Here is a 19823-nt window from a genome sequence, read left to right as displayed (position 1 = left end):
CTTGAAATTAAGGATTTGGTGGCGATCGGCAATGCACAAACTTTTATATTTTGCAACTATAGGACTACTAGCGTTCTCGATCGGAGGATGCGGTGGCGACGAGGGCAGCAACACAGCCAGCCCCAGCCCCAGCCCCATTGCAGCCTCTCCATCTCCGGCAGCCACTGCCAGCCCTACCCCAGCAGCTCAAGCTTTCCCGTCCCCAATAGTAGCCGCCCAGCCTCCTGGGTTAATTCGATCGACCAACCCAGACGAACGAGCAAGACAGGCTCAAACAGGAATCGGCGACAACAAAAACAGGAATCCAACGCTTCCCCTTGAGCCGGTGCCACAAGGCCCTGTGACAGCCAATCCTTCTCAGCTAGACCCCTTTGGGCCGCTGCCACCGATCACAGTTCAAAACCCTCCCGGAGTTGGCGATGTCCCGGGCGGAGTCCCAGCAGGGCCGATGACAGCCAATCCCTTGCCCAAACTGCCGCAGCGACAGGTGGCCATGATACCTAAACTGCCAGAACTATCCCGCCCAGTCCAAATTGGAGGCACTAAGCTCAGAGGCCCAGCCGCTCCCCAAATCAATCTCAGCCCGACAGCAAGAAGCGTTGTCAGTGAATTCAGGACGCTTCAGGCTTTGCTAGACGACACCACACAAAACTCTGAGTACGGTACTGATGTGCGTAAATTAGTCGAGACTATTTACGGAGTACCAGGAAGGAATTTTGGTGTTACCAGACGAGAGTTACTACTAACTAACCGACCATTCTTCAGAAGAATAGAAAAGGCCCTGGGTGAATATGTGACAGCCTCAAACTTGTGGAACCTTTATGGAGATCAATCGCCTGCTGATGCTCTCCGGTGTTCCATCGTTCCCGAAATTGCCGAGGCAATTGAGGTATATCGACCGCCGACAGTAAGAAGGGGGGAACTTTCCTGCGTGACGCGAATAAATTTGCTGCAAGCAGTTTGGCGGCAGGGCAAGAACAGACTTGATGCAGCCCTCCGCGATCAAGACTATGAGGCTCGAACAATCGCAAAAGCGCCTCTTCTGCCAGTTCTATCCGCAACCCCGGAAAATCGTGAGCCAGAAGGCGAGAGGGCCCTGGGTCGGCAATTAGCTTCGTTGCCACAAGTGCCTGGGCTAAGCCCCCCGCCAGTAGGGCGTCGCCCAGCGGGATCTCCCTTAATAGCAGCGGGCCCCGGAGATCCTTCTCTGCCGGGAGGCGAAGGCGCGCAAGTTGGCTCGCCCCGCCAAGTTCCGGGGCTGAATGCGCCTCAATTGGGCCGTCGCGGCGGAGAGCCTGGTTTTCCGGGAGGCGAAGGCGCGCAAGTTGGCTCCCCGCGCCAAGTTCCGGGACTCAATGCGCCTCAATTGGGCCGTCGCCCCGGACAGCCGGGTTTTCCCGGAGGCGAAGGCGCGCAAATAGGCTCGCCGCGCCAAGTTCCGGGGCTGAATACGCCTCAATTGGGCAGTCGCCCCGGACAGCCAGGCCTGCCGGGAGGCGATGGAGCCCAAATAGGCTCGCCGCCCCAAGTTCCGGGACTCAATACGCCTCAATTGGGCGGCCGTCCAACTTCACCACCAACTACCGGTACGAATCCGCGCCGCCCTGCACCCCCGCGCCCGCCCCAGCCAATTGCAGCTAGACCCATAGGAGTGCCGGATCTGCCGGAACTGCCAGTAGACAAGCGCCCGCCCCAGTGGAGAGACCCCAATCCCCCACCACCTCCGCAGATACCAGCAGTTCCTGCACCACCGCCACCGCCTTCTACTGACCTCGCTACAGGCACTGAAGTCAGTGGCGTGGTAAAAGTCGGGAACGAGACGCAAGTGATTGTCAAAGTACCGAATGAACCAACAAGTCGATATGTCAAAGTAGGGCAGCGGTTGTCTAACGGGCAAGTGTTGGTGAAGCGGGTGGAGATCAAGCCCGGAGCAGATCCAGTCGTGATTCTGGAGGAAAACGGCGTTGAGGTAGCCAAAGGTGTTGGCGAAAAACCCGCCACTCGCCAACAACCCGCCAATGCAGTTATTAGCCGTCGGCCAAATCCGAATAGCTCAACGCGGCGCTGAAAATTGACATTAAAGCATGAAAAATGCTAAGGGCAAAAACTCTAATTTTTGCCCTTAGCGTTTATGGCTGATCTCGAATCTGAAGGTAAAATTAATATAGAGTGAGTTAGTCGCTTCTGGGAAGAAACATTAGGGATTAAAAAATAGAAGACTTTTCAGCGAGTCTTAGCTTTTGTAAAAGCTCTATCACTAATTGAAGTCAAAGGAGATTTCCCATGCTCGGTTCAATTCAAAAATTAGGGATGGTGATATTAGTTGCTTCTTGTATCGGCAGCGCCACTAATCTCTTGAATCCCCAGCCATCAATGGCTCAACCAACACCAGAGCCAACACCAGAGGCAAAACCCGAAGAAGAAAAACGCTCTCCCTTCTGCCAAGGAAATCCTCCGACGGGAAGAGTGAAATGCAATTACGAGGGAGGCGATAACTACGAGGGAAATTTCGTCAACGGCCTCCCCGACGGCAGTGGAGTCTACGTGTACGCTAATGGCGATCGCTACGAAGGACAATTTCGGAATGGAGTGCCGGATGGTAGAGGGACTTTCATTTTTAAAGATGATGCCCGCTACACAGGCGTGTTCCAAGACGGCACGATGAGGTCTGGGACGGTGGTTTTTCCCAACGGCGAGCGCTACGTCGGAGAGTTCGCAGTCGTCAGGAACGTTCAGACTGATGTTATTAGCAGCCAACCAGCAGGGCGGGGTCAATTTTTTTACGAGAATGGCGATCGCTACGAAGGACAATTCTTTGCAGGTTCGCCCTTTGGCCCAGGGGTATTAGTACGCAAAGACGGCACTCGCTGTTCCGGCAGATTTTTTAATCAAGAACTAGATGCTAGTGTCACCTGCACTTTCCCCAACGGTACGCGCTATGAAGGAGAATTGCGAAAGGGACTGCCTCACGGTGTCGGGACGATGATCGATGCTAGCGGCAGGCGCTTTCCGGGGGTATTTCGCAACGGCAAACCCGGAGTTTCCTAAAGGATAAATTCAGTTTTTCAGGCCACTGTTGACAAGAAATCGGACAAAAGACAAATGACGAAGGAAAATAATATCCAGAAGCGTATAGGAGAGACTTTGTTAATGATTTCCCGTTTTAAAACCAGTGGAATCGCTCTATTAGTTACATCAGTGTTGGGAATTGGTAGTTACGCGACTTATCCCTTGCCATCAATGGCGCAAGGAACAGGAGCTAAAACTGGTCGCTGCGTGCCAGCTATCCCTACAGGTAGAGTTAGGTGCGATTACGACGATGGCGATAGCTACATCGGACAGTTCGTTAACGGTTTGCCCAGTGGCACGGGGGTATACGTATATGCCAACGGCGATCGCTATGAGGGGCAGTTCCGTCTCGGTCAGCCAAACGGTCGAGGACAATTTATATTTAACGACGACGCCCGCGTCGAGGGCATATTCCGAGATGGCAAAGTGAGTTCCGGGACAGCTATTTTTACTAATGGCGATCGCTATATAGGCCCGTTTTCTCTGGATTGGAAAGTGGGTACGCCGACTGGACAGGGGCAATTCATTTTTGCTAACGGCGATCGCTTTGTCGGTCAATTTTTAGGGGGCAAGCCTTTAGGTGCGGGAGTCTTCACCCGCGCGGACGGTACCCGGTGTTCGGGACAGTTCTTTAATGAAGAACTTGATGCTAGGGGTAGCTGCGCGTTTTCTAACGGTATCCGCTATCAGGGAGAGTTCCGCAAGGGATTGCCTCACGGCAAAGGCACAATTATCGATACCAGTGGCCGGCGGTTTCCGGGAGTGTTCCGCGACGGCCAGCGGCTCGAACGATAAACTGGGAATAAGTGCGAACTATTAGTAAGGGCAGGTTGAGGGCTAATATTTTTTGCACAAAACCTGCCCTTGCTAGGTTTTAAAGTCAAAACTATTGATAATGTATGATCGGCTTTTTCTCAACCGAATTGCTAATCTTAAATATCCACTTAATGGAGTTAATGGAGGCGTTTTGATATGACAACTACTGCTTCTGCTTCCAGCCGCACCGGGCAGTTTCCCTTCGACTTTGCCCCGCAGCGGACTCAAGATGCTGATTTGTTGCGACAACTCAATTTTGTGCCCGGTTTGAAGGAAGTCTTGACTTTGCGCCAAGTTCATGCTTTGGAACACGCTACTGTTTGGGTACTAAGTCAATCGTTTGGTGCGACGACAGCAAGAACCGATAATGAGTTATTGGGCGGAATGTCCACAGACCAAGGGTTTTATCTTTATGGTCACGTTAACATTGCACAGTTGCGTCAGGCAGTGCGCGAGGCTTTGCAGCGGATTGCCAGCGGAGAGTGGGATTTAGCTGTACATCCCCGCTGTGGCACGAATTTGTCGGTGGCAATGCTGCTGACTGCTGGACTTGCTGTTGGCATTAATTTAGCCCTGCCTCGCGGGCCCATTCTGCAACTTTTAGGTTTGGGTGCAGCGGCGGCGGCGGCGGCTCAATTAGCTCCAGATGTAGGATCTCTAGCTCAGCGGTACGTCACAACTGCTATTCCGTTTAATTTGAGTGTTGTTGATATTACTGTAAGTCACGACTTCTGGGGACGCGAAGCTCATTTTGTGCGGGTGCGTTGGGTTGAATAGTTGCACAGTACCAAGCCCACCTCAAACAACAGAATACCCAGAGCCCCGACTTTTTTAAGAATTCGGGGATCTGACAGAAAGGGAGCATCTCATATTTGTAAAAACACTTCTTCTTCCTGCTTCCTTCTTCCTCTTTCTTCCTGACTCCTGACTCCTGGCTCCTTCCAATTTCTAGATTGGCTGCTTTCATTGAGATGCTCCAGACAGAAAGCTCCTAAATGCGATCGGGATCTACTCCTAATTCTCGCAACCTCGCCACCAATCTTTCCGCCCGTTGGCGCTGCTCATCAGCTTGCTGCTCAAGTTCCTGGAACCGAGCTTGTTCTGCTTTAATCAACCCTTCAACTAATGGCGGAGACAGTATTTCATTCACTGATAATGTCAGATTTGGAAAGACTACAGACACCATTTGTTGCCCCGGCACAAAATCTGTTTGTGTATAGATGTCTTCACCTTCAGGAAAGGCTAAAACTCGCACCAGTTCTTTGTTAGGTGTAGGGTCAACAATTACATATTCGGGCACGTTACCTAGTTCGTACTCAGCTCGTTTAATCACATAATCGGCGCGCCGATTTTGACTCACTACCTCTATCACTAACAGCGGCTTTTCCTCAAAATCGAGGATACCAGCACCTGGTCTAGCACCAGCTTGTTCCAAAAGACTTTGAGTGCAAACAACTACATCAGGAATCCGAGATGTATCTTCTTCTGTTCTCACTCCTAAACCTGTTTTTGCTACTAAGTCAAGATTGTGTTCCGCTAGGTAACGCTGCAATTTGTAAACTAAATACTCGCAAATTTTGATATGTAAAACTGTGGCGGTTGGCATCGGAATTAATTTGCCTTTGTACAGTTCATATTGTAGATAGGAATCAGTTTGATAAAATCGGTATTCTTCAAAGGTCAAGGTGGGTGAAGTATCAATTTGCTTTGATTCAACAACTGGCACTACAGATTGAGACATATCTTTTCACCGATGTCGATATCATTCTATTATATTCAATCTGCCTCGCTCTGGGTGCATTTGCGGTTAAATATTTCCAATTATCGATCGCACTCGCCAGCAGAATTGTCAGAGAATAGTTGAATAGTGTAAAATCAACTTTGCGATCGCCCCGACAACTCGACATCACCATTCCTTACACCATCCGAGTTCCTATGTCAATCAAAAAGATTCTTTCCATAGCGCTGTTAATTTTCATCCCCATTTCCATCGCCGCTGAGTATTTGCACTGGGGCTCCCTCGCAGTTTTCATCACATCCGCTTTAGGCATTATACCTCTGGCGATTTGGTTGAGCACAGCAACAGAAGAAGTGGCGATCGTTACAGGCCCCTCCATAGGCGGCTTATTAAATGCAGTCTTCGGCAATGCTACGGAATTAATTATTGCCATAGTTGCCCTGAAAGCTGGCTTAATTGACATTGTGAAAGCCAGCATAACCGGTACAATTATCAGCAACTTGCTTTTAGTCATGGGATTTTCCATGCTGTTAGGAGGAATCCGCTACAAAGAACAGGAATTTAAGCCAATAATCGCGCGGGTGAACGGTTCCACAATGACTCTAGCAGTGATTGCCATCCTGCTGCCGACAATGGTAATTTATACCTCCAATGGAGTCGAACCCGCAGCCATTCAGAATCTTTCCTTAATAACTGCGATCGTCCTAATTGCAGTTTACGCTCTAACTCTGTTATTTTCATTAAAAACCCACAGCTATCTTTACGATGTTGGCTTAGTAGAACTAGAGTCAGAAAATCCTCAAAATACCAAAGAAGAATCTACTACGCACAAACCGAATTTGTGGCTGTGGATAGGAGTGCTAGTTGCCTCAACTGTTGCTGTTGCTTTTGAATCAGAAATTTTCGTGGGTGTTGTCGAAGAAACTACCAAAGGATTGGGATTAACGCCGCTGTTTACAGGGGTAATTCTGTTGCCGATTGTGGGCGGCGCAGCCGAATATGTAACTGCGGTGGGAGTGGCGATGAAAAACAATATGGATTTGTCAGTTTCTGTCGCGATGGGTTCGAGTTTGCTAGTTGCTTTGCTGGTAGCGCCGGTGTTGGTAATTATCGGATTAATAATTCATCAGCCGATGGATTTAAACTTCAATCCGTTTGAAGTAGTTGCAGTTGCCATTGCAGTAACAATTGCTAATCTAATTAGTCTCGACGGGCGCTCTAATTGGCTCGAAGGAGTGCTGCTTTTAGCAACATATATCGTGTTAGGAGCAGCATTTTACTTTCACCCAATTACTTGAACCAACAATTTTATTGGAGGGGCAATCGCCCGTGGTTGCCCAGGGCGGTTTCTTTCTCACGAAAATCAGGCTTTTGACCCTTGTAGTGCCAAGAATGCCTAGCCCCCACAGACGATTTCACAGCCGTTTGGGACATGGGGGCAGCCACGGGGGGCAGCCCCTACAAGAGAATGAAACAGCGCTGCGTGGTTGCCCCTATTCCGTGGAAAATAACTTATCTTGTTTCTGGTTTGTTATTCCTCTTTGTCTTCTGGCCTTAATTAAATAAAATAATTTTTGGACAGAAAGTAGTTAGGGACAGCGACACTGTTGAACAGGAAAACACTCTTGTCTGCAACTTCTTTTTCTGCCTTTACGATCGCGACAATCAGCAGTATCCCGACATTCTACCCGATCTTGACAAATTTGCTGACGGGGAAAAGTACCTAAGTTTTGTATAGAAACTTCAGCCGTAAGCGCACCCTGTTCTATAACTTGGTCATTTTCTTTAATTTCATAGATAAACTTATTTTCTCCCTCTAAAACCGAAAAAGTTCTTGTTTTGTGACTGTTACCCAACTTAAATCCAAAATCCTCGGAAAACTCACCTTTGTTGTAACCTCTGTCTGTGTAGGGATAGGGGTTAGTTTCCATGCCATCAGTCACATTTTTAATCATCACCCTTCTGTTAGGGCCGGGAGGAGTTTTGCTGGAGACAAATCGAGCGCTTTGCGAATCAGGGGAGAAGACAGTACCGGCACAGGGGCCTACATATTCAGTGCGCTTAAATTGAATTAAATTAATATTAAAAGCGTTTTCGTTTTTGACCCTAAATTGTGCTTCGCTACTCTGCTGGGCGCTGACTGTGAAAGCTGCTAGCGTCAAAAAAATTGCCCCCATAAAAATAGCTAAAAATTTGATTTGTGGCCTCCCCATAACAAATCTGGCGTGTTCCATCTCTCTCTACCTCTAATGTGAATAGATAGCATTTTGTTTAGCAGTTATTTTAACTTGAGAGCTGAGGTGTTGTCAAAGTAGATAGTGTAGGTTGGGTTGAGGAACGAAACCCAACATCCAATTAATGAGTGTTGGGTTTCGTTCCTCAACCCAACCTACAGAATTACGAACGTAACTACCAAGTTACTCGATCGCGCCATCTCTCTAAAATCTTGTCCCCAATGCCCTGAACCCGTGCCACGTCGTCTAAAGAGGTAAAAGGTTGCTGTTGTCGCGCTGCAATAATTCTCTCGGCTAACTTCGGGCCAACTCCAGGCAAAGTTTCTAATTCTTCCTGAGTCGCGGCATTTAAATTAACTAACTTTTTTCCGGCAGCAATTTGAGGTTTAGCACTCGCAGATTTTGATGCTGCTTGTAGTGAATCGCACTCTTTTTTCTTAGCATCAATTCTCTGTTTGATGCGGGCGGGAATTCCCAAGGTTGCACCTTTGTAAAGCCGATCGAACTCCCGCTCAAAATGGGCCGCAACTGTCGGATTATCGATCGCCAGCAGCGCCTCGTCATTCCCGTGATTTGCCGCCTCACTCCAGTTGTGAGAACCTGTAAGCACCGTTTTGCCGTCCACAACGCCGAATTTGTGGTGCAGGCGATCGCCCATTGGTAACAGCGGCACTCCCACCGCAGTCAGCGGCTTTCTCCAAGGGCGATTGTCAGTTTCTAACTTGCAATCTTGCATCAAAGTCGCCCCCATCATATCCAACCCTTCACTGTAAGAGCGATAAATAAAATTAGAGTCAATTAAAGCTCGCACCGCAACTCCCCGGCTAGCTTGAATTTCCAAAGTATTTGACAACCGCTGAGCCGAAAATACAAACAATGCCAAATCAACCGACTTTTTCGCACTACCCAAAGTTCGATTTATCAAACCGTTGACACTGTTTTCCCAAGGCAAAGTCTGGGAAATCGGCGAAAATTGCACCGCCACTGTCGCATTCCCTACTCTTACTTTTTGCACTTGACGCAACGGCTTTTTGATGCCAAACTTGCTGTCCGGTTTGCCTCCGGGCCCGTCGCCCCACATGATGTTAAATTCTTGAGTAAATAGTTGCGCTATTTGAGCATTTTCAATTTTCAGCAAATTGTTCGCATTGCCGCGACTTGCAGGTGTCTTGAAATCGCCATGTATATCGCTTGTGGTAAAATTAGCCGAAGTTACGATTACGGTTTTGCCGTCAATTACAACAAATTTGTGGTGCATCAAACCGCTGCCTTTACTGCCGTCAGCAGTATCGTCAATTACAGGAATACCCGCATCTTTGACAATTACCAAAGCATCATTTTGCTTGATTTCATCTGCCGTTAATTTACCGTCTTTATTGGTATCGGCAAGTTGCACAAATTCGTTATAACGATCGCGCTCTCTTTCCGGTAATTTCGCCAACTCCTGGGCTGTAAAATCGCTCCAAGGGCGACTATAGATATGTTCGACAATTAATCTCACTTTAATTCCCGATCGCCCTCGTTCGGCCAAAACCCTCGCAATACCGGGCAAGCGAAACTCCTGAACCGCAACATCTACCGTCGATCCAGCACTGGCGATCGCCACAGCAATCAAGTTTTCTAAATCATCTCCAGGTCTAGTTTGCTGGCGGTAAGGCTCTGTATAACTCGAAGCGATCGACTGATTGAAGTATACTTGCAACAAGGGGTCTTGAGGCAATGGAGCCAGACTGAGAGGTAAATTCTGCACGTCTTGCTTTGTTTGTCCGCAGCCCGCCAGATTGATCGCCACCAGCCCAGCACAACAGAAACCGAGTAAATGATAATACAATACAGCCACAAAATTTTAATAAATATAGAGGTTATTAGCCTTCTCACAGTTCAAAGCTATTGGATCAAGTAAAGTTACAACCTATTAAATTTATGCAAGGGAACAGATTTTGCGTCTTGTAGAACTGCCTCGATGCCGGAAGCATCACTGGTAAGGTAGCAGCATTCAGGGGCGTGGGTCAAACCCTATACCGCTGCTTTATGGCTAAAAGAAAAAGAATTTTTCCGTGCGGTCACAAAGGATATGGTAAAGCGTGCCATCGCTGCACGCAAGAGTTGGTGGCGCAGCAGCATTACGTTGAAGTCCTGACACAAAAACAAACCAAAAAACAAGAGAGGGAAGCATCATTTGCTAGAGATATCATCGATCTCAGAGGTCTGCCCGACCACGTAGTCACTAAAGCCCGAACAATTATAGCAGCTTTGGGCGAAAATAAGAATTACAGAGATTTCGGCGGCAAACGCCTGCGTCACAACCGTTTGATAATCAGTATTCCTGTAACTCGCAACTACAGAATGCTTTGTGAAGATTGCGGCACTTTCTTAACTCCCCAAAAAGTTTTGTCCCATGAAGACTACAACGTCTGCAAACCAGGAAGTTAGTCATCAGTTATTGGTTTTATTGGCTATTGGTAGCCACTCACAACAGTCAACAGTCAACAGTCAACAGTCAACAGTCATTAATTAGTTATTTATCATGCAAATTTACCTCGACTATAGCGCCACAACACCCGCCCGCCCAGAAGCGATTCAAGCCATGCAAACAGCCCTTACTCAGCAGTGGGGAAATCCTTCCAGCTTGCACGAGTGGGGACAAAGGGCGGCGACAGCTTTAGAATTAGCAAGAATGCAGGTTGCTAGCTTGATTAACGCGCTACCGGAATCGATGATTTTTACTTCCGGCGGCACTGAAGCGGACAATTTGGCAATTATGGGAATTGCCCGTCTTTATACAAAGCCGCAGCATATTATTATCTCCAGCGTAGAGCACTCCGCTGTAGCAGAACCGGCGCGACAACTCGAACAGTTGGGATGGGAGGTAACGCGCCTACCAGTTGATAAATTGGGGCGAATTCACCCTTTGGATTTGCAAGAGTCCCTGCGATCGAATACAGTGTTAATTTCCATCATTTACGGACAAAGCGAAGTTGGCACGCTGCAACCAATTGAGGCATTAGGACAAATTGCGCGCGATCGCAATATCATGTTTCATACCGATGCAGTTCAAGTTGCCGGCAAGCTGCAAGTTGACGTGCAGAAACTTCCCGTAGACTTGCTTTCGGTTTCCAGTCACAAACTTTACGGGCCACAAGGTGCGGGGGCGCTTTACGTGCGTCCAGGAGTAGAATTAGTGCCAATGTTAGGCGGTGGTGACCAAGAATTGAAACTGCGTTCCGGGACACAAGCGCTGCCGACAATCGTCGGTTTTGGGGTGGCGGCGGAGTTAGCATTGCAGGAAATAGATGTGGAAACGCCGAGGTTAATTGCATTGCGCGATCGACTTTTTGACCGATTATCCCACGTACCCAGTTTAGTCGCAACGGGCGATCGATATTGTCGGCTGCCGCACCACGTCAGTTTTTGCATTGTTTCTCCCGACGGCGACACAGGGAAAGTGACAGGCAAGACTTTAGTGCGACAGCTAAACTTAGCAGGAATTGGCATTAGTTCCGGTTCTGCTTGTAACAGCGGCAAACTAACTCCGAGTCCGATATTATTGGCAATGGGATATAGTAAAACTAAGGCCGTTGGCGGCATTCGCTTGAGTTTGGGACGAGAAACCACAGAAGCGGATATTGATTGGACAGTAATGGCGATAGAGCAAATTTTGGATAGATTAATGCCCAAGGTAGCATTATCTAGGCGTTAGGAAGGATTCCGGTCTTGAAAACACGTTTCCCACAAAAAAGCCGCTTGATATCATTTACACTAAAATAAATTCACCATCTATTTTGGGGAAAAAGCAATGGTTACAAAACTGCAATCTCCCGACAAACAAAATATCATCTACCCCGACGATAACGGCGAACCAATGTCAGATAATACCGAGCAGTTTCGATTAATCGTTTGGATTAAAGAAAATTCTGAACTATTGTTTGCGAATGACCCGAATGTTTTTGTCGCCGGTGACTTACTTTGGTATCCCGTTGAAGGAAATAATAAACTTTGCCAAGCACCAGATGTGATGGTAGTTTTTGGTAGACCAAAAGGATATCGTGGTTCCTATCAACAGTGGAATGAAGATAATATTGGGCCACAAGTTGTGTTTGAAATTTGGTCGCCGGGAAATCGGCCCGCTCCGATGATTCAAAAGTTCAAATTTTACGAACGTTATGGTGTGGAAGAATACTATTTGTACGACCCACAAACATTAGAGTTGACTGGATGGCAACGTCAAGAGGAACAATTAGAAGCGATCGAACAAATAGACGGTTGGATCAGCCCCAGACTGGGCGTGCGGTTTCAATTATCTGAAACGGGACTAGAAATGTTCGGCCCTGATGGAGAAGCGTTTATGAGTTTTGTGGAACTCGCTCAATTGCGACGACAGGCTCAAGCGCGGGCTATTGAGGCCGAGCAACAAGCTCAGCAAGCCGAGCAACTGCGACAACAAGCAGAGCAACTGCGACAACAAGCAGAGCAACAAGCTCAGCAAGCAGAGCGACGCGCCAGTGAGACAGAAACTTTGCTGCAACAAGAACGATCGCGATCGCAAGCTTTAGAATCAAGATTGCGAGAAATGGGAATCGATCTAAATCAATTGTAATAGATGATTCGGCTGTGGAAACCGCCGAGTCCATTCTTTCTACGCACAACCAAAGAAACCGGGTTTTTTCCAGAATCTTCGCCTGTAACCACATATTCTCGCAAAAACCCGGTTTCTGGCCACCCACCAAGCATGATAAAATAAATCCCGGTGTTATTCAAAACTCCCCAAAATGGAAGAAAACCGCGCCCAAGCCTATCTGCAATTAATTCACACCCTGCTGAATGCCCCCAAGGGAGACGAAGCGCAAATATTACAGGATAACTCAGAATTACTCGATCGCGGATTTCTGGAAACTTGTGAGTTAGTAGCATCAACCTTGGCAGAACAAGGAGGGGAAAATGGCGCTAAATTCCTCCGACATCTAGCTAGTTACCTAGCGCAACTCATCGATATGAACGATGACGTAGATAGCAATAACTCGAAGAGTGAAAAATTCCAAGACTATGCAAATTTTTTCCTAGAATTATTGCAAGCAGAACAAGATAGCAACGGGGATATAGCAGTAATTTACCCCATGCTGGAAGGGCGACAACATCTCCTTAATGCCAGTTTTGCCGAGACTTTACAGCAAGTGGCGAAAAAGTTAATTGCTGGCGAAAACTCAGAAACAATTAGCTCAATTATCGGTCTTATTGAAAATTTGAGTATTCATATTAGTGAGTTTCCCAGTGGGAATAAAGGGAATAATATTCAAATTGCCATTGCGGGTTATGAAATAGTTTTAAATAATCGGGAACCCGGTAGCGAAAAATGGACGCAAACCCAAAATAATCTGGCTACTGCCTACAATAACAGCAAAAAAACAGGCGGTTGAAACCGCGTCTACACAAACCAAGTCTGCCTATGCGGACAAGCGAGATAATTCAGAAGTGTTGAAATCCTCGATCGAGCTTTAATATAGCATCAGGATAAATGCCACTGCTATCAGTTAACCAGATATCAGTGCTATCGGTAGCGATTCCCACAATTGCGGCTCGGTTTCCTATTTTTTCCACTAATAACTCAGCGCTTGTTATTGGCAAAAAAATCACTAACTCGAAGTCTTCTCCGCCGTATAAGGCCCAATCTAAAGCTTTTTCGGTTGATACTATTTCGCTGAAAATATCGGGAATTGGTAGTTTTGTACGATCGACTTTTGCGCCAACACCGCTAGCCCGACAAATTTGAATAATCGCATCTGCTAAACCGTCGCTGCTGTCCATTCCGGCGATGGAAAACTCACCCGCAGAACCTAATATTTCCCAAACAACCGGCAAAACATCCAGCCTCGGTTTAGGGCGCTGGTGAGCGAGAATTAAAGAAGCTCGATCGACCTTTTCCAGATTTTGCCCGAATTCTGGATTTAACAGCAATTCTAATCCCGCGCGGGAGGCTCCGTGAACACCCGTGGCGACAATCGCCCAGCCCGATCGCGCATTTGACCGACTAATGGTACGATCGCACTCAACTTGTCCAAAAGCCGTAATCGCCACAGTCACAACGGGCGATCGCACAACATCGCCACCGACGATCGGCGTATCATATTCTTGCAAGCAAGCCGTCATCCCCCGATAAAACTCTTCAACCCACTCCACAGCCGTATCCGCCGCCACAGCGAGGGCTACAGTCACCGCCAGAGGCGTTGCTCCCATCGCAGCCAGATCCGACAAATTTGCCGCTGCGGCGCGCCATCCTGCGTAATAAGGCCCCGTAGTGCGATCGCTAAAATGCACTCCATCCACCAACATATCTGTAGTGATAGCCAGAGATTGGTTGGGATTTGTCGGAACTACGGCGCAATCATCACCCACTATCTCTGCGGGGCAGAATTTTTGCAATATTCTTAAAAGACCTTGTTCACCGATATCTTTAACTTGCATAATTTTGAATTAGTCGATCGCACTTTCTCACTTCACCATTCCTTACCCGAACTTGGCGGCAAGCGCAACCTAGGAAACCTATAAAAAGTATCTCCTTCATCATCTACCTCTAAAATCGCCGAAAAAATCTTAACTTGCCGAGTTAAATACTGCTGAGCAACTTCAGCCTCAACCCTAGCACTAGCCGCCAGTTGAATCAGCGAAATTTGACTGTTTTGAGTTTCCAACAACTGATAAAAAGCCTCATCCAACCGCTGCTTTTGCTTGTTTTCATTCACATTTTTTACAATCAACAAGCCTGCGAATCCGCCCAAACCCATTACCAATAAAAATTGTAAAATAGCCATATTTTCGATGGAATTCCTAATTTTAATAACGAAACTATAAAAATTATCTCTTCTTCCAGCCTGATTCCGGCGGGCTTTGTCTGTGTAAAAGTGATTTCAATCGCCGTTACCTTTCTTTATTTAGAAAAGATTTCAATGCCTGTCACTATTGATTTTTTCAGCCCGCGCAGGCGGGCTTTGTTTCTGTAAAAGCGATTTCAATCGCCGTCACTTTGGTGTAAAAGCGATTTCAATCGCCCTCATTAATTAAACTTGAGGTCGCACCAAATTTTCGATTCCTTTAACTACCTTAGCAGATACAATCTTGTCTCCCTGCTTCAGTTGCTCCAAAACTTCTTTTCCTTCAATCATGTAACCAAAAACAGCATAGCGGCCGTCCAACAGATTCAGGCCAGCGGGCGTGAGTTCAGGTTCAAACAAGAAAAAGAAAAACTGAGAAGAAGCGCTATCAGGGTCAGTTTCTGTACGGGCCATAGCCACAGTACCGAAAGCAGAAAAAGGCAAAACAGGTTCGTCGCGATAGCGCCCCGCATCTTCTAGAGTAATCCCGTAAATAGGTTCTTTTTCCTCCCTGACGAGCACTTCTAGCGGTATATTCCGGTATTTGCCAGTAGCTGGGTCAATAAAACCCTCTTCCTTGCCTTCGGGATCTCCCGTTTGCAAAACGTAGGATTCTTCCGATCGAATAAACGGCAAACCGTCATAAAAACCTCGATCGACTAAATCCACAAAATTACCAGCCGTAACCGGGGCGCTGTAGCCGTCAACCACAACAGTAATTTCCCCTTTTTCAGTTTGTACAGCCACAGTAGCGCGCCCTTTCAGTTGAGGCAGATTAGCATACTTGGCAGGCACTTCAAAAGGAAACTTTGTCACCATCAACTCTTCGATTTCGCCTACCGAACCTAGGATTGTGGCTTTCAAGTCAATCACTTTGTCCCTGTCTTTAGCCTCAACAGCCTTTTCCAGTTGAGCAACTTTCTCCTTGACTCCTGCAACTAGCGCCTCAGCTTCCGGCTTTTTGGCGTCGGGAATACTCTCTAAAATGTCAGATTCCCGGAGGTTGAGAATCCTGGAAGCCCTGCTGACATCGCTGCTAATAGGCCCCCAACGTTTAGATCGTATGTGGTTGCCAATGTCTTCGAGACTGATTTGCAACTCTCGTACAGTCTGATTGTCAATAGGTAAAGCGAAGCGCAGCAGCGCCCGCCCGTCCGTAATCGCATTCCCTGCAGGCATACTGCTGCTGGGGCGTTTGGCATGGGAGACTGCACTGAAACTCAGTCCGAGAGTGAACAGCAGAAGCGCTAAAGCGACGGTTTTGACCCAGCGCTTGCACGTATCGATCGAGAAATTAGGCCAATGCAACATAACTTTAACTTTTATTGCCTCTATTATCTTCCCACAGCGCTGCCCGCCCGCCTTTGCTGCTACCCATCTAAAGTGTCTGTTCGTTCGGCCCGGGAGGAGTTGCCCACTAACAACACTCAACAGTCAATCGATTTTAGATTTGAGATTTTAGATTTTAGATTTTAGATTGACTTGCGCGAGATAAATTCGGGGGCTTGTCGATCGGATACAGGTTTTTTATTTCTGGACGGATGAATCACGTGGCGGGTATCCTGGATGCGGGAATTGTCAACTGACAACAGCCCACTGCCCACTGCCATTAACATTTCAGTACAGCACTTGCTCCCTTTGAACGGTAAAATAAAATGCCAATTGCTTTTTGATGCCGTCAGCTAGACTGCGGCTTTAACCTGACCCGCTCAAAAACGGATACAATCCCAGACTCCTGTCGTGGAGAGATCAAAATTTTAGACCAAGGTTCAATCTCCCAAATTCATCTGTGGAGTAAATCTCAAATCTAAAATCTCAAATCTAAAATCGACTCACTGTACTTCCCCCGTGCCGGCAAGGCGACGGGATTGCCCGCAAAAATTTATATGATCTCCAGTAACGACTTTCGACCAGGTGTTTCAATTGAATGGAATAACGGCGTGTGGCGGGTTATCGAATTCCTCCACGTCAAGCCAGGAAAAGGCTCGGCTTTCGTGCGGACAAAATTAAAAAACGTCCAAACCGGAAACGTAGTAGAACAAACCTTCCGGGCGGGCGAGACTATGCCTCAAGCCAACCTGGAAAAGAGTGTGATGCAGCATACCTATAAAGAGGGCGACGAGTTCGTCTTTATGGATATGGAAACTTACGAGGAAAGTCGCCTCAATGCTAAGCAAATAGGCGATCGTGTCAAGTACCTCAGTGAAGGGATGGAAGTCAGCATCCTACGCTGGAACGACCAAATCATGGAAGTGGAACTCCCCAATTCTGTCGTCTTGGAAGTGCTGCAAACCGATCCCGGAGTCAAAGGAGATACTGCCACCGGTGGCAGCAAACCCGCGATCGTCTCCACCGGAGCTCAGGTTATGGTGCCTCTCTTTATTTCCATTGGAGAACGGATTCGGATTGATACTCGTGAAGACAAGTACCTCGGCCGAGAATAGAAACGAGGGAATAAAAGGGAGTTTTTAGTTTTTAGTTCTGAGTTATGAGTTAAAGAATTATAAATTCAATACTCATCGCTCACAGCTTAAAAACTATCCCTTTTTTCTCCAAATTCGTTGATGCTCATAGCTTCGCCGGATTCTGAATCTTCAATTTTCAATTCTCAATTTTCAATTATTAATTACCCTTGAATCTGCTGTGCAACTAGACTTAAACCAGCTTTGTGACCTGCTAACTGTATTAGACAAAACTGGCATTTCGGAACTGACATTAAAAAGTGGGGATATTGAACTAACAGTACGCAAAGGCATTCTGGCAAGTTCACCAGCCACCTCTGCTGCGCTCCCTGCTGCCGTGGCGACTGTCGCTCCAATCGCCTTGGGCGCGGTTCCTAGCCCCACCTTAGCGTCACCTCCTGCTGTTGACCAAAATTTAGCAGCGGATCTGCCTGCCCCTGTTCCCGTCGCCCCTGTCGCTGTACCTGCTGCCGTACCTGCTTCTGTCGATACCAAATGGGTGTCAATTATCTCGCCGATGGTAGGAACCTTTTATCGCGCTGCTGCTCCTGACGAGCCTCCTTTTGTCAATGTGGGCGATCGCATCAAGGTCGGCCAGACAGTCTGTATTATCGAAGCGATGAAGCTGATGAACGAGATCGATGCTGATGAAGTCTCCGGTCAAGTGATGGAAATTTTAGTTCAAAATGGCGAACCTGTCGAATACGGTCAAGTGTTGATGCGAATTAATCCGGATTGAAGGATTACTTTATTGTTATGGACAGAATAAATGCTAATATTTCCCGATCACTTCTCTCCGGTGAGTTTGATGAAGTCATCCCAGCCTGTCCCGCAAGAGGTTGTGCAACAAGTTGCTGAGTATTTCAGTATTTTGAGCGAACCCATGCGTTTACGAATTTTGAACCTGCTTCGCGACGGCGAAAAATGCGTGCAAGAATTGGTGGAAGCTACTCAAACGAGTCAAGCCAATGTTTCTAAGCACCTAAAACTCATGCTCCAAGCTGGTATCCTCACTCGCCGGAGTGAAGGGACTTCAGCTTATTATAAGGTGCAAGACGAGTTAATTTTTGAGCTGTGTAATATGGTGTGCGATCGGCTTGCCAGCCGGATCGAACAGCAAGCCCTACACTTTCGGGCATTTAGCCTAACTACGAAGCACTGAAAATTAGTTGCCAGTCCCCAGTCAATCGATTTTAGATTTTAGATTTTAGATTTTCGATTGACTTGCGCGAGATAAATGCGGGGGCAATAAGTGATTTTCGATTTTCGATTTGGGATTGATTCCACGGATAAATCACGTGGCGGGTACCACATGAAGAAATTCGTGGTCATGAGTCATCAGCCATGAGTCATAAGTTATCAATCCCTACTCTCTGCCTTCAGACCGATGACTAATGACTCCTAACTAATGACTCCTAACTAATGACTCATAATTACTAAAGGGGAAAATTTTTGTCAAAACTTTGGCGGGTACTCGGCTGAGCCACCTCCAAACCTTCGCCACCTAAAAGTTCTAAAGGCTTGCCTTCCACCGAAATCCAAACCTTGGTATTCGGTTGTAAACTCGTAGCCGTATAGATAACCTGCCCCAACCTGCCAGTCATCGAATTGCTCCCTCCCCCCGAAGTAAATTCTGCTGACAAATCGACATAAACTCCGTCATTCTTAACACTCAAACCCCTGAGTTTTGTCCCATTAGGAATTTCGCTAGAAACAGTTCCATCCTTCGGCCCAGCTAACAAACTGTTAAAAGCAGCTTGTAAAGCTGCATCAGGCTTGTCAGCTTGTTTGACAGCTACTTTCGTAGGAACTCCCTCAAATTTGCCGCTGGCATCTTTAACCCAGTAGACTTGCACAGTCTGGACATCAGTCTGTGGCAAAGGCTTTGGCTGCGGTGACTTTGGCAACAGAGCGTTAGGCGTCTGAACCTGTGGCGTCTGAACCTGTGGCGTCTGAACCTGTGGCACTTGTACAGGATTTGGAGGGGGTACGGGTATCACTACAGCAGGAGATTCCGCAGGAATTGGGGAAAGGGGCGGAGCGGTAGTCTGAGCAGAAGACGGCGTATCTGCAGGGGTTGGCGAACGGTTCGCAGTCCACCAGGCAATGCCCCCTCCCGTCAGTAAAGCCAACCCGCAAGCACCGGCAATGACGGCTGTGGAGGCGCGGCGTACTTCTTGTCCATCTTTCATAATACAAATCCTCTTTAGAAATAGAGCGCTTGGGACGGTGAGGAGCGACTCCCGATCAGCTACATTTGTCTATGGTTAGATTCTGGAATTGACACAATTGCATTGCTGCTAGCGAACACTTTATAGCAAGCCCAACATATTCTGAATCCGACTATTGGAATCCTAGACCATAATATAAGATTTCGCCGTGGAGTATGTCACAGTATCTCGATCGGCCTAGTGGCTATATTCTATAGTAATCATAAAAAATTAAAGAATAAAGGAAGAAACAATAAGTAAAAAGCAAGAAGGAAGGCAACGGAGGTAAGGGGGGTAACGGATTTAAGGGATTTAACGGATTGAAGCAGGTCTCTAAAAAAAAATTCCCCAAAACAAAAAGCGCCCCTATTTCTAGGAGCGCTTTTTGTCAATCTCAGACTAAAACTTAGCCATTGATAGAAGGAGCA

19 protein-coding genes are annotated in these 19823 nt (G+C 47.3%); 12 read left to right on the top strand and 7 right to left on the bottom strand.

Annotated features, from left to right (window positions below; translation table 11 throughout):
- Position 1: 1 nt before the first annotated feature.
- The 4 genes from QUB39_RS27075 (at position 2) to QUB39_RS27060 (ending at position 4662) form a co-directional block, all read left to right on the top strand.
- A complete protein-coding gene (locus QUB39_RS27075; RefSeq protein ID WP_333303953.1) occupies positions 2–2068 on the top strand; it encodes a hypothetical protein in 2067 nt (688 codons plus the stop codon).
- A gap of 215 nt (positions 2069–2283) precedes the next feature.
- Positions 2284–3048: an MORN motif-containing protein gene (locus QUB39_RS27070; RefSeq protein ID WP_333262368.1), complete on the top strand. Its 765-nt coding sequence runs from the start codon at positions 2284–2286 to the stop codon at positions 3046–3048.
- 102 nt (positions 3049–3150) lie between these two features.
- Entirely contained in the window at positions 3151–3864 is a 714-nt protein-coding gene (locus tag QUB39_RS27065; protein ID WP_333200287.1) for an MORN motif-containing protein, read from the top strand.
- 177 nt (positions 3865–4041) lie between these two features.
- A complete protein-coding gene (locus QUB39_RS27060; protein WP_333200274.1) occupies positions 4042–4662 on the top strand; it encodes a DUF6391 domain-containing protein in 621 nt (206 codons plus the stop codon).
- 214 nt (positions 4663–4876) lie between these two features.
- Here the strand turns inward: QUB39_RS27060 and QUB39_RS27055 are convergent, their stop codons facing one another.
- Positions 4877–5626 carry a Uma2 family endonuclease gene (locus QUB39_RS27055; RefSeq protein ID WP_333057635.1) on the bottom strand — a complete coding sequence of 250 codons (750 nt, stop codon included), beginning with the start codon at positions 5624–5626 and terminating at the stop codon, positions 4877–4879.
- A 194-nt stretch (positions 5627–5820) separates the two neighbouring features.
- On the opposite strand from QUB39_RS27055, the gene cax reads away from it, so the two are divergent.
- Positions 5821–6921 (top strand): calcium/proton exchanger, encoded by a 1101-nt coding sequence (gene cax, locus QUB39_RS27050; protein ID WP_333057645.1) that lies wholly within the window; start codon positions 5821–5823, stop codon positions 6919–6921.
- 291 nt (positions 6922–7212) lie between these two features.
- Here cax and QUB39_RS27045 read toward each other — a convergent pair whose 3' ends face one another.
- Both QUB39_RS27045 and QUB39_RS27040 read right to left on the bottom strand, forming a co-directional pair.
- A complete protein-coding gene (locus QUB39_RS27045; RefSeq protein WP_333485197.1) occupies positions 7213–7857 on the bottom strand; it encodes a hypothetical protein in 645 nt (214 codons plus the stop codon).
- 175 nt (positions 7858–8032) lie between these two features.
- Positions 8033–9697 (bottom strand): DUF655 domain-containing protein, encoded by a 1665-nt coding sequence (locus tag QUB39_RS27040; RefSeq protein WP_333392419.1) that lies wholly within the window; start codon positions 9695–9697, stop codon positions 8033–8035.
- Between the two features lie 191 nt (positions 9698–9888).
- Here QUB39_RS27040 and QUB39_RS27035 point away from each other — a divergent pair, with 191 nt between their 5' ends.
- From QUB39_RS27035 to QUB39_RS27020, 4 genes are all read left to right on the top strand, one after another.
- Complete coding sequence (locus QUB39_RS27035) at positions 9889–10290, top strand: DUF7682 family zinc-binding protein (RefSeq protein ID WP_333057640.1); 402 nt, start codon at positions 9889–9891, stop codon at positions 10288–10290.
- A gap of 94 nt (positions 10291–10384) precedes the next feature.
- On the top strand, positions 10385–11557 hold the full coding sequence (locus QUB39_RS27030) for a cysteine desulfurase family protein (protein WP_333212125.1): 1173 nt from the start codon (positions 10385–10387) through the stop codon (positions 11555–11557).
- A 96-nt stretch (positions 11558–11653) separates the two neighbouring features.
- Positions 11654–12454 carry a Uma2 family endonuclease gene (locus QUB39_RS27025; protein ID WP_333057642.1) on the top strand — a complete coding sequence of 267 codons (801 nt, stop codon included), beginning with the start codon at positions 11654–11656 and terminating at the stop codon, positions 12452–12454.
- 172 nt (positions 12455–12626) lie between these two features.
- Positions 12627–13271 (top strand): hypothetical protein, encoded by a 645-nt coding sequence (locus QUB39_RS27020; protein WP_333057643.1) that lies wholly within the window; start codon positions 12627–12629, stop codon positions 13269–13271.
- A gap of 49 nt (positions 13272–13320) precedes the next feature.
- On the opposite strand, the gene thiL is transcribed toward QUB39_RS27020, so the two are convergent.
- The 3 genes from thiL to QUB39_RS27005 all read right to left on the bottom strand — a co-directional run bounded on the left by thiL (position 13321) and on the right by QUB39_RS27005 (position 16034).
- Positions 13321–14316 carry a thiamine-phosphate kinase gene (gene thiL, locus QUB39_RS27015; RefSeq protein WP_333212123.1) on the bottom strand — a complete coding sequence of 332 codons (996 nt, stop codon included), beginning with the start codon at positions 14314–14316 and terminating at the stop codon, positions 13321–13323.
- A gap of 32 nt (positions 14317–14348) precedes the next feature.
- Positions 14349–14663: a hypothetical protein gene (locus tag QUB39_RS27010; RefSeq protein WP_333207430.1), complete on the bottom strand. Its 315-nt coding sequence runs from the start codon at positions 14661–14663 to the stop codon at positions 14349–14351.
- Positions 14664–14909: 246 nt separating this feature from the next.
- Entirely contained in the window at positions 14910–16034 is a 1125-nt protein-coding gene (locus QUB39_RS27005; protein ID WP_333058574.1) for a peptidylprolyl isomerase, read from the bottom strand.
- A 575-nt stretch (positions 16035–16609) separates the two neighbouring features.
- Here QUB39_RS27005 and efp point away from each other — a divergent pair.
- The 3 genes from efp to QUB39_RS26990 all read left to right on the top strand — a co-directional run bounded on the left by efp (position 16610) and on the right by QUB39_RS26990 (position 18347).
- Positions 16610–17167: an elongation factor P gene (gene efp / locus QUB39_RS27000; protein ID WP_333058573.1), complete on the top strand. Its 558-nt coding sequence runs from the start codon at positions 16610–16612 to the stop codon at positions 17165–17167.
- Between the two features lie 199 nt (positions 17168–17366).
- On the top strand, positions 17367–17924 hold the full coding sequence (accB, locus tag QUB39_RS26995; RefSeq protein WP_333058572.1) for an acetyl-CoA carboxylase biotin carboxyl carrier protein: 558 nt from the start codon (positions 17367–17369) through the stop codon (positions 17922–17924).
- Positions 17925–17954: 30 nt separating this feature from the next.
- Positions 17955–18347, top strand: coding sequence for an ArsR/SmtB family transcription factor (locus QUB39_RS26990; RefSeq protein ID WP_006631662.1), 393 nt, complete (start codon positions 17955–17957; stop codon positions 18345–18347).
- A gap of 274 nt (positions 18348–18621) precedes the next feature.
- Here the strand turns inward: QUB39_RS26990 and QUB39_RS26985 are convergent, their stop codons facing one another.
- A complete protein-coding gene (locus QUB39_RS26985) occupies positions 18622–19377 on the bottom strand; it encodes a GerMN domain-containing protein (protein ID WP_333058571.1) in 756 nt (251 codons plus the stop codon).
- Positions 19378–19823: the final 446 nt, after the last annotated feature.

The sequence above is a fragment of the Microcoleus sp. AT8-B5 genome, from assembly GCF_036705565.1.
Taxonomy (GTDB): Bacteria; Cyanobacteriota; Cyanobacteriia; order Cyanobacteriales; family Microcoleaceae; genus Microcoleus.
Note: the sequence above shows the minus strand (reverse complement) of the source record. Positions and strands in the feature narration are given on the sequence as shown.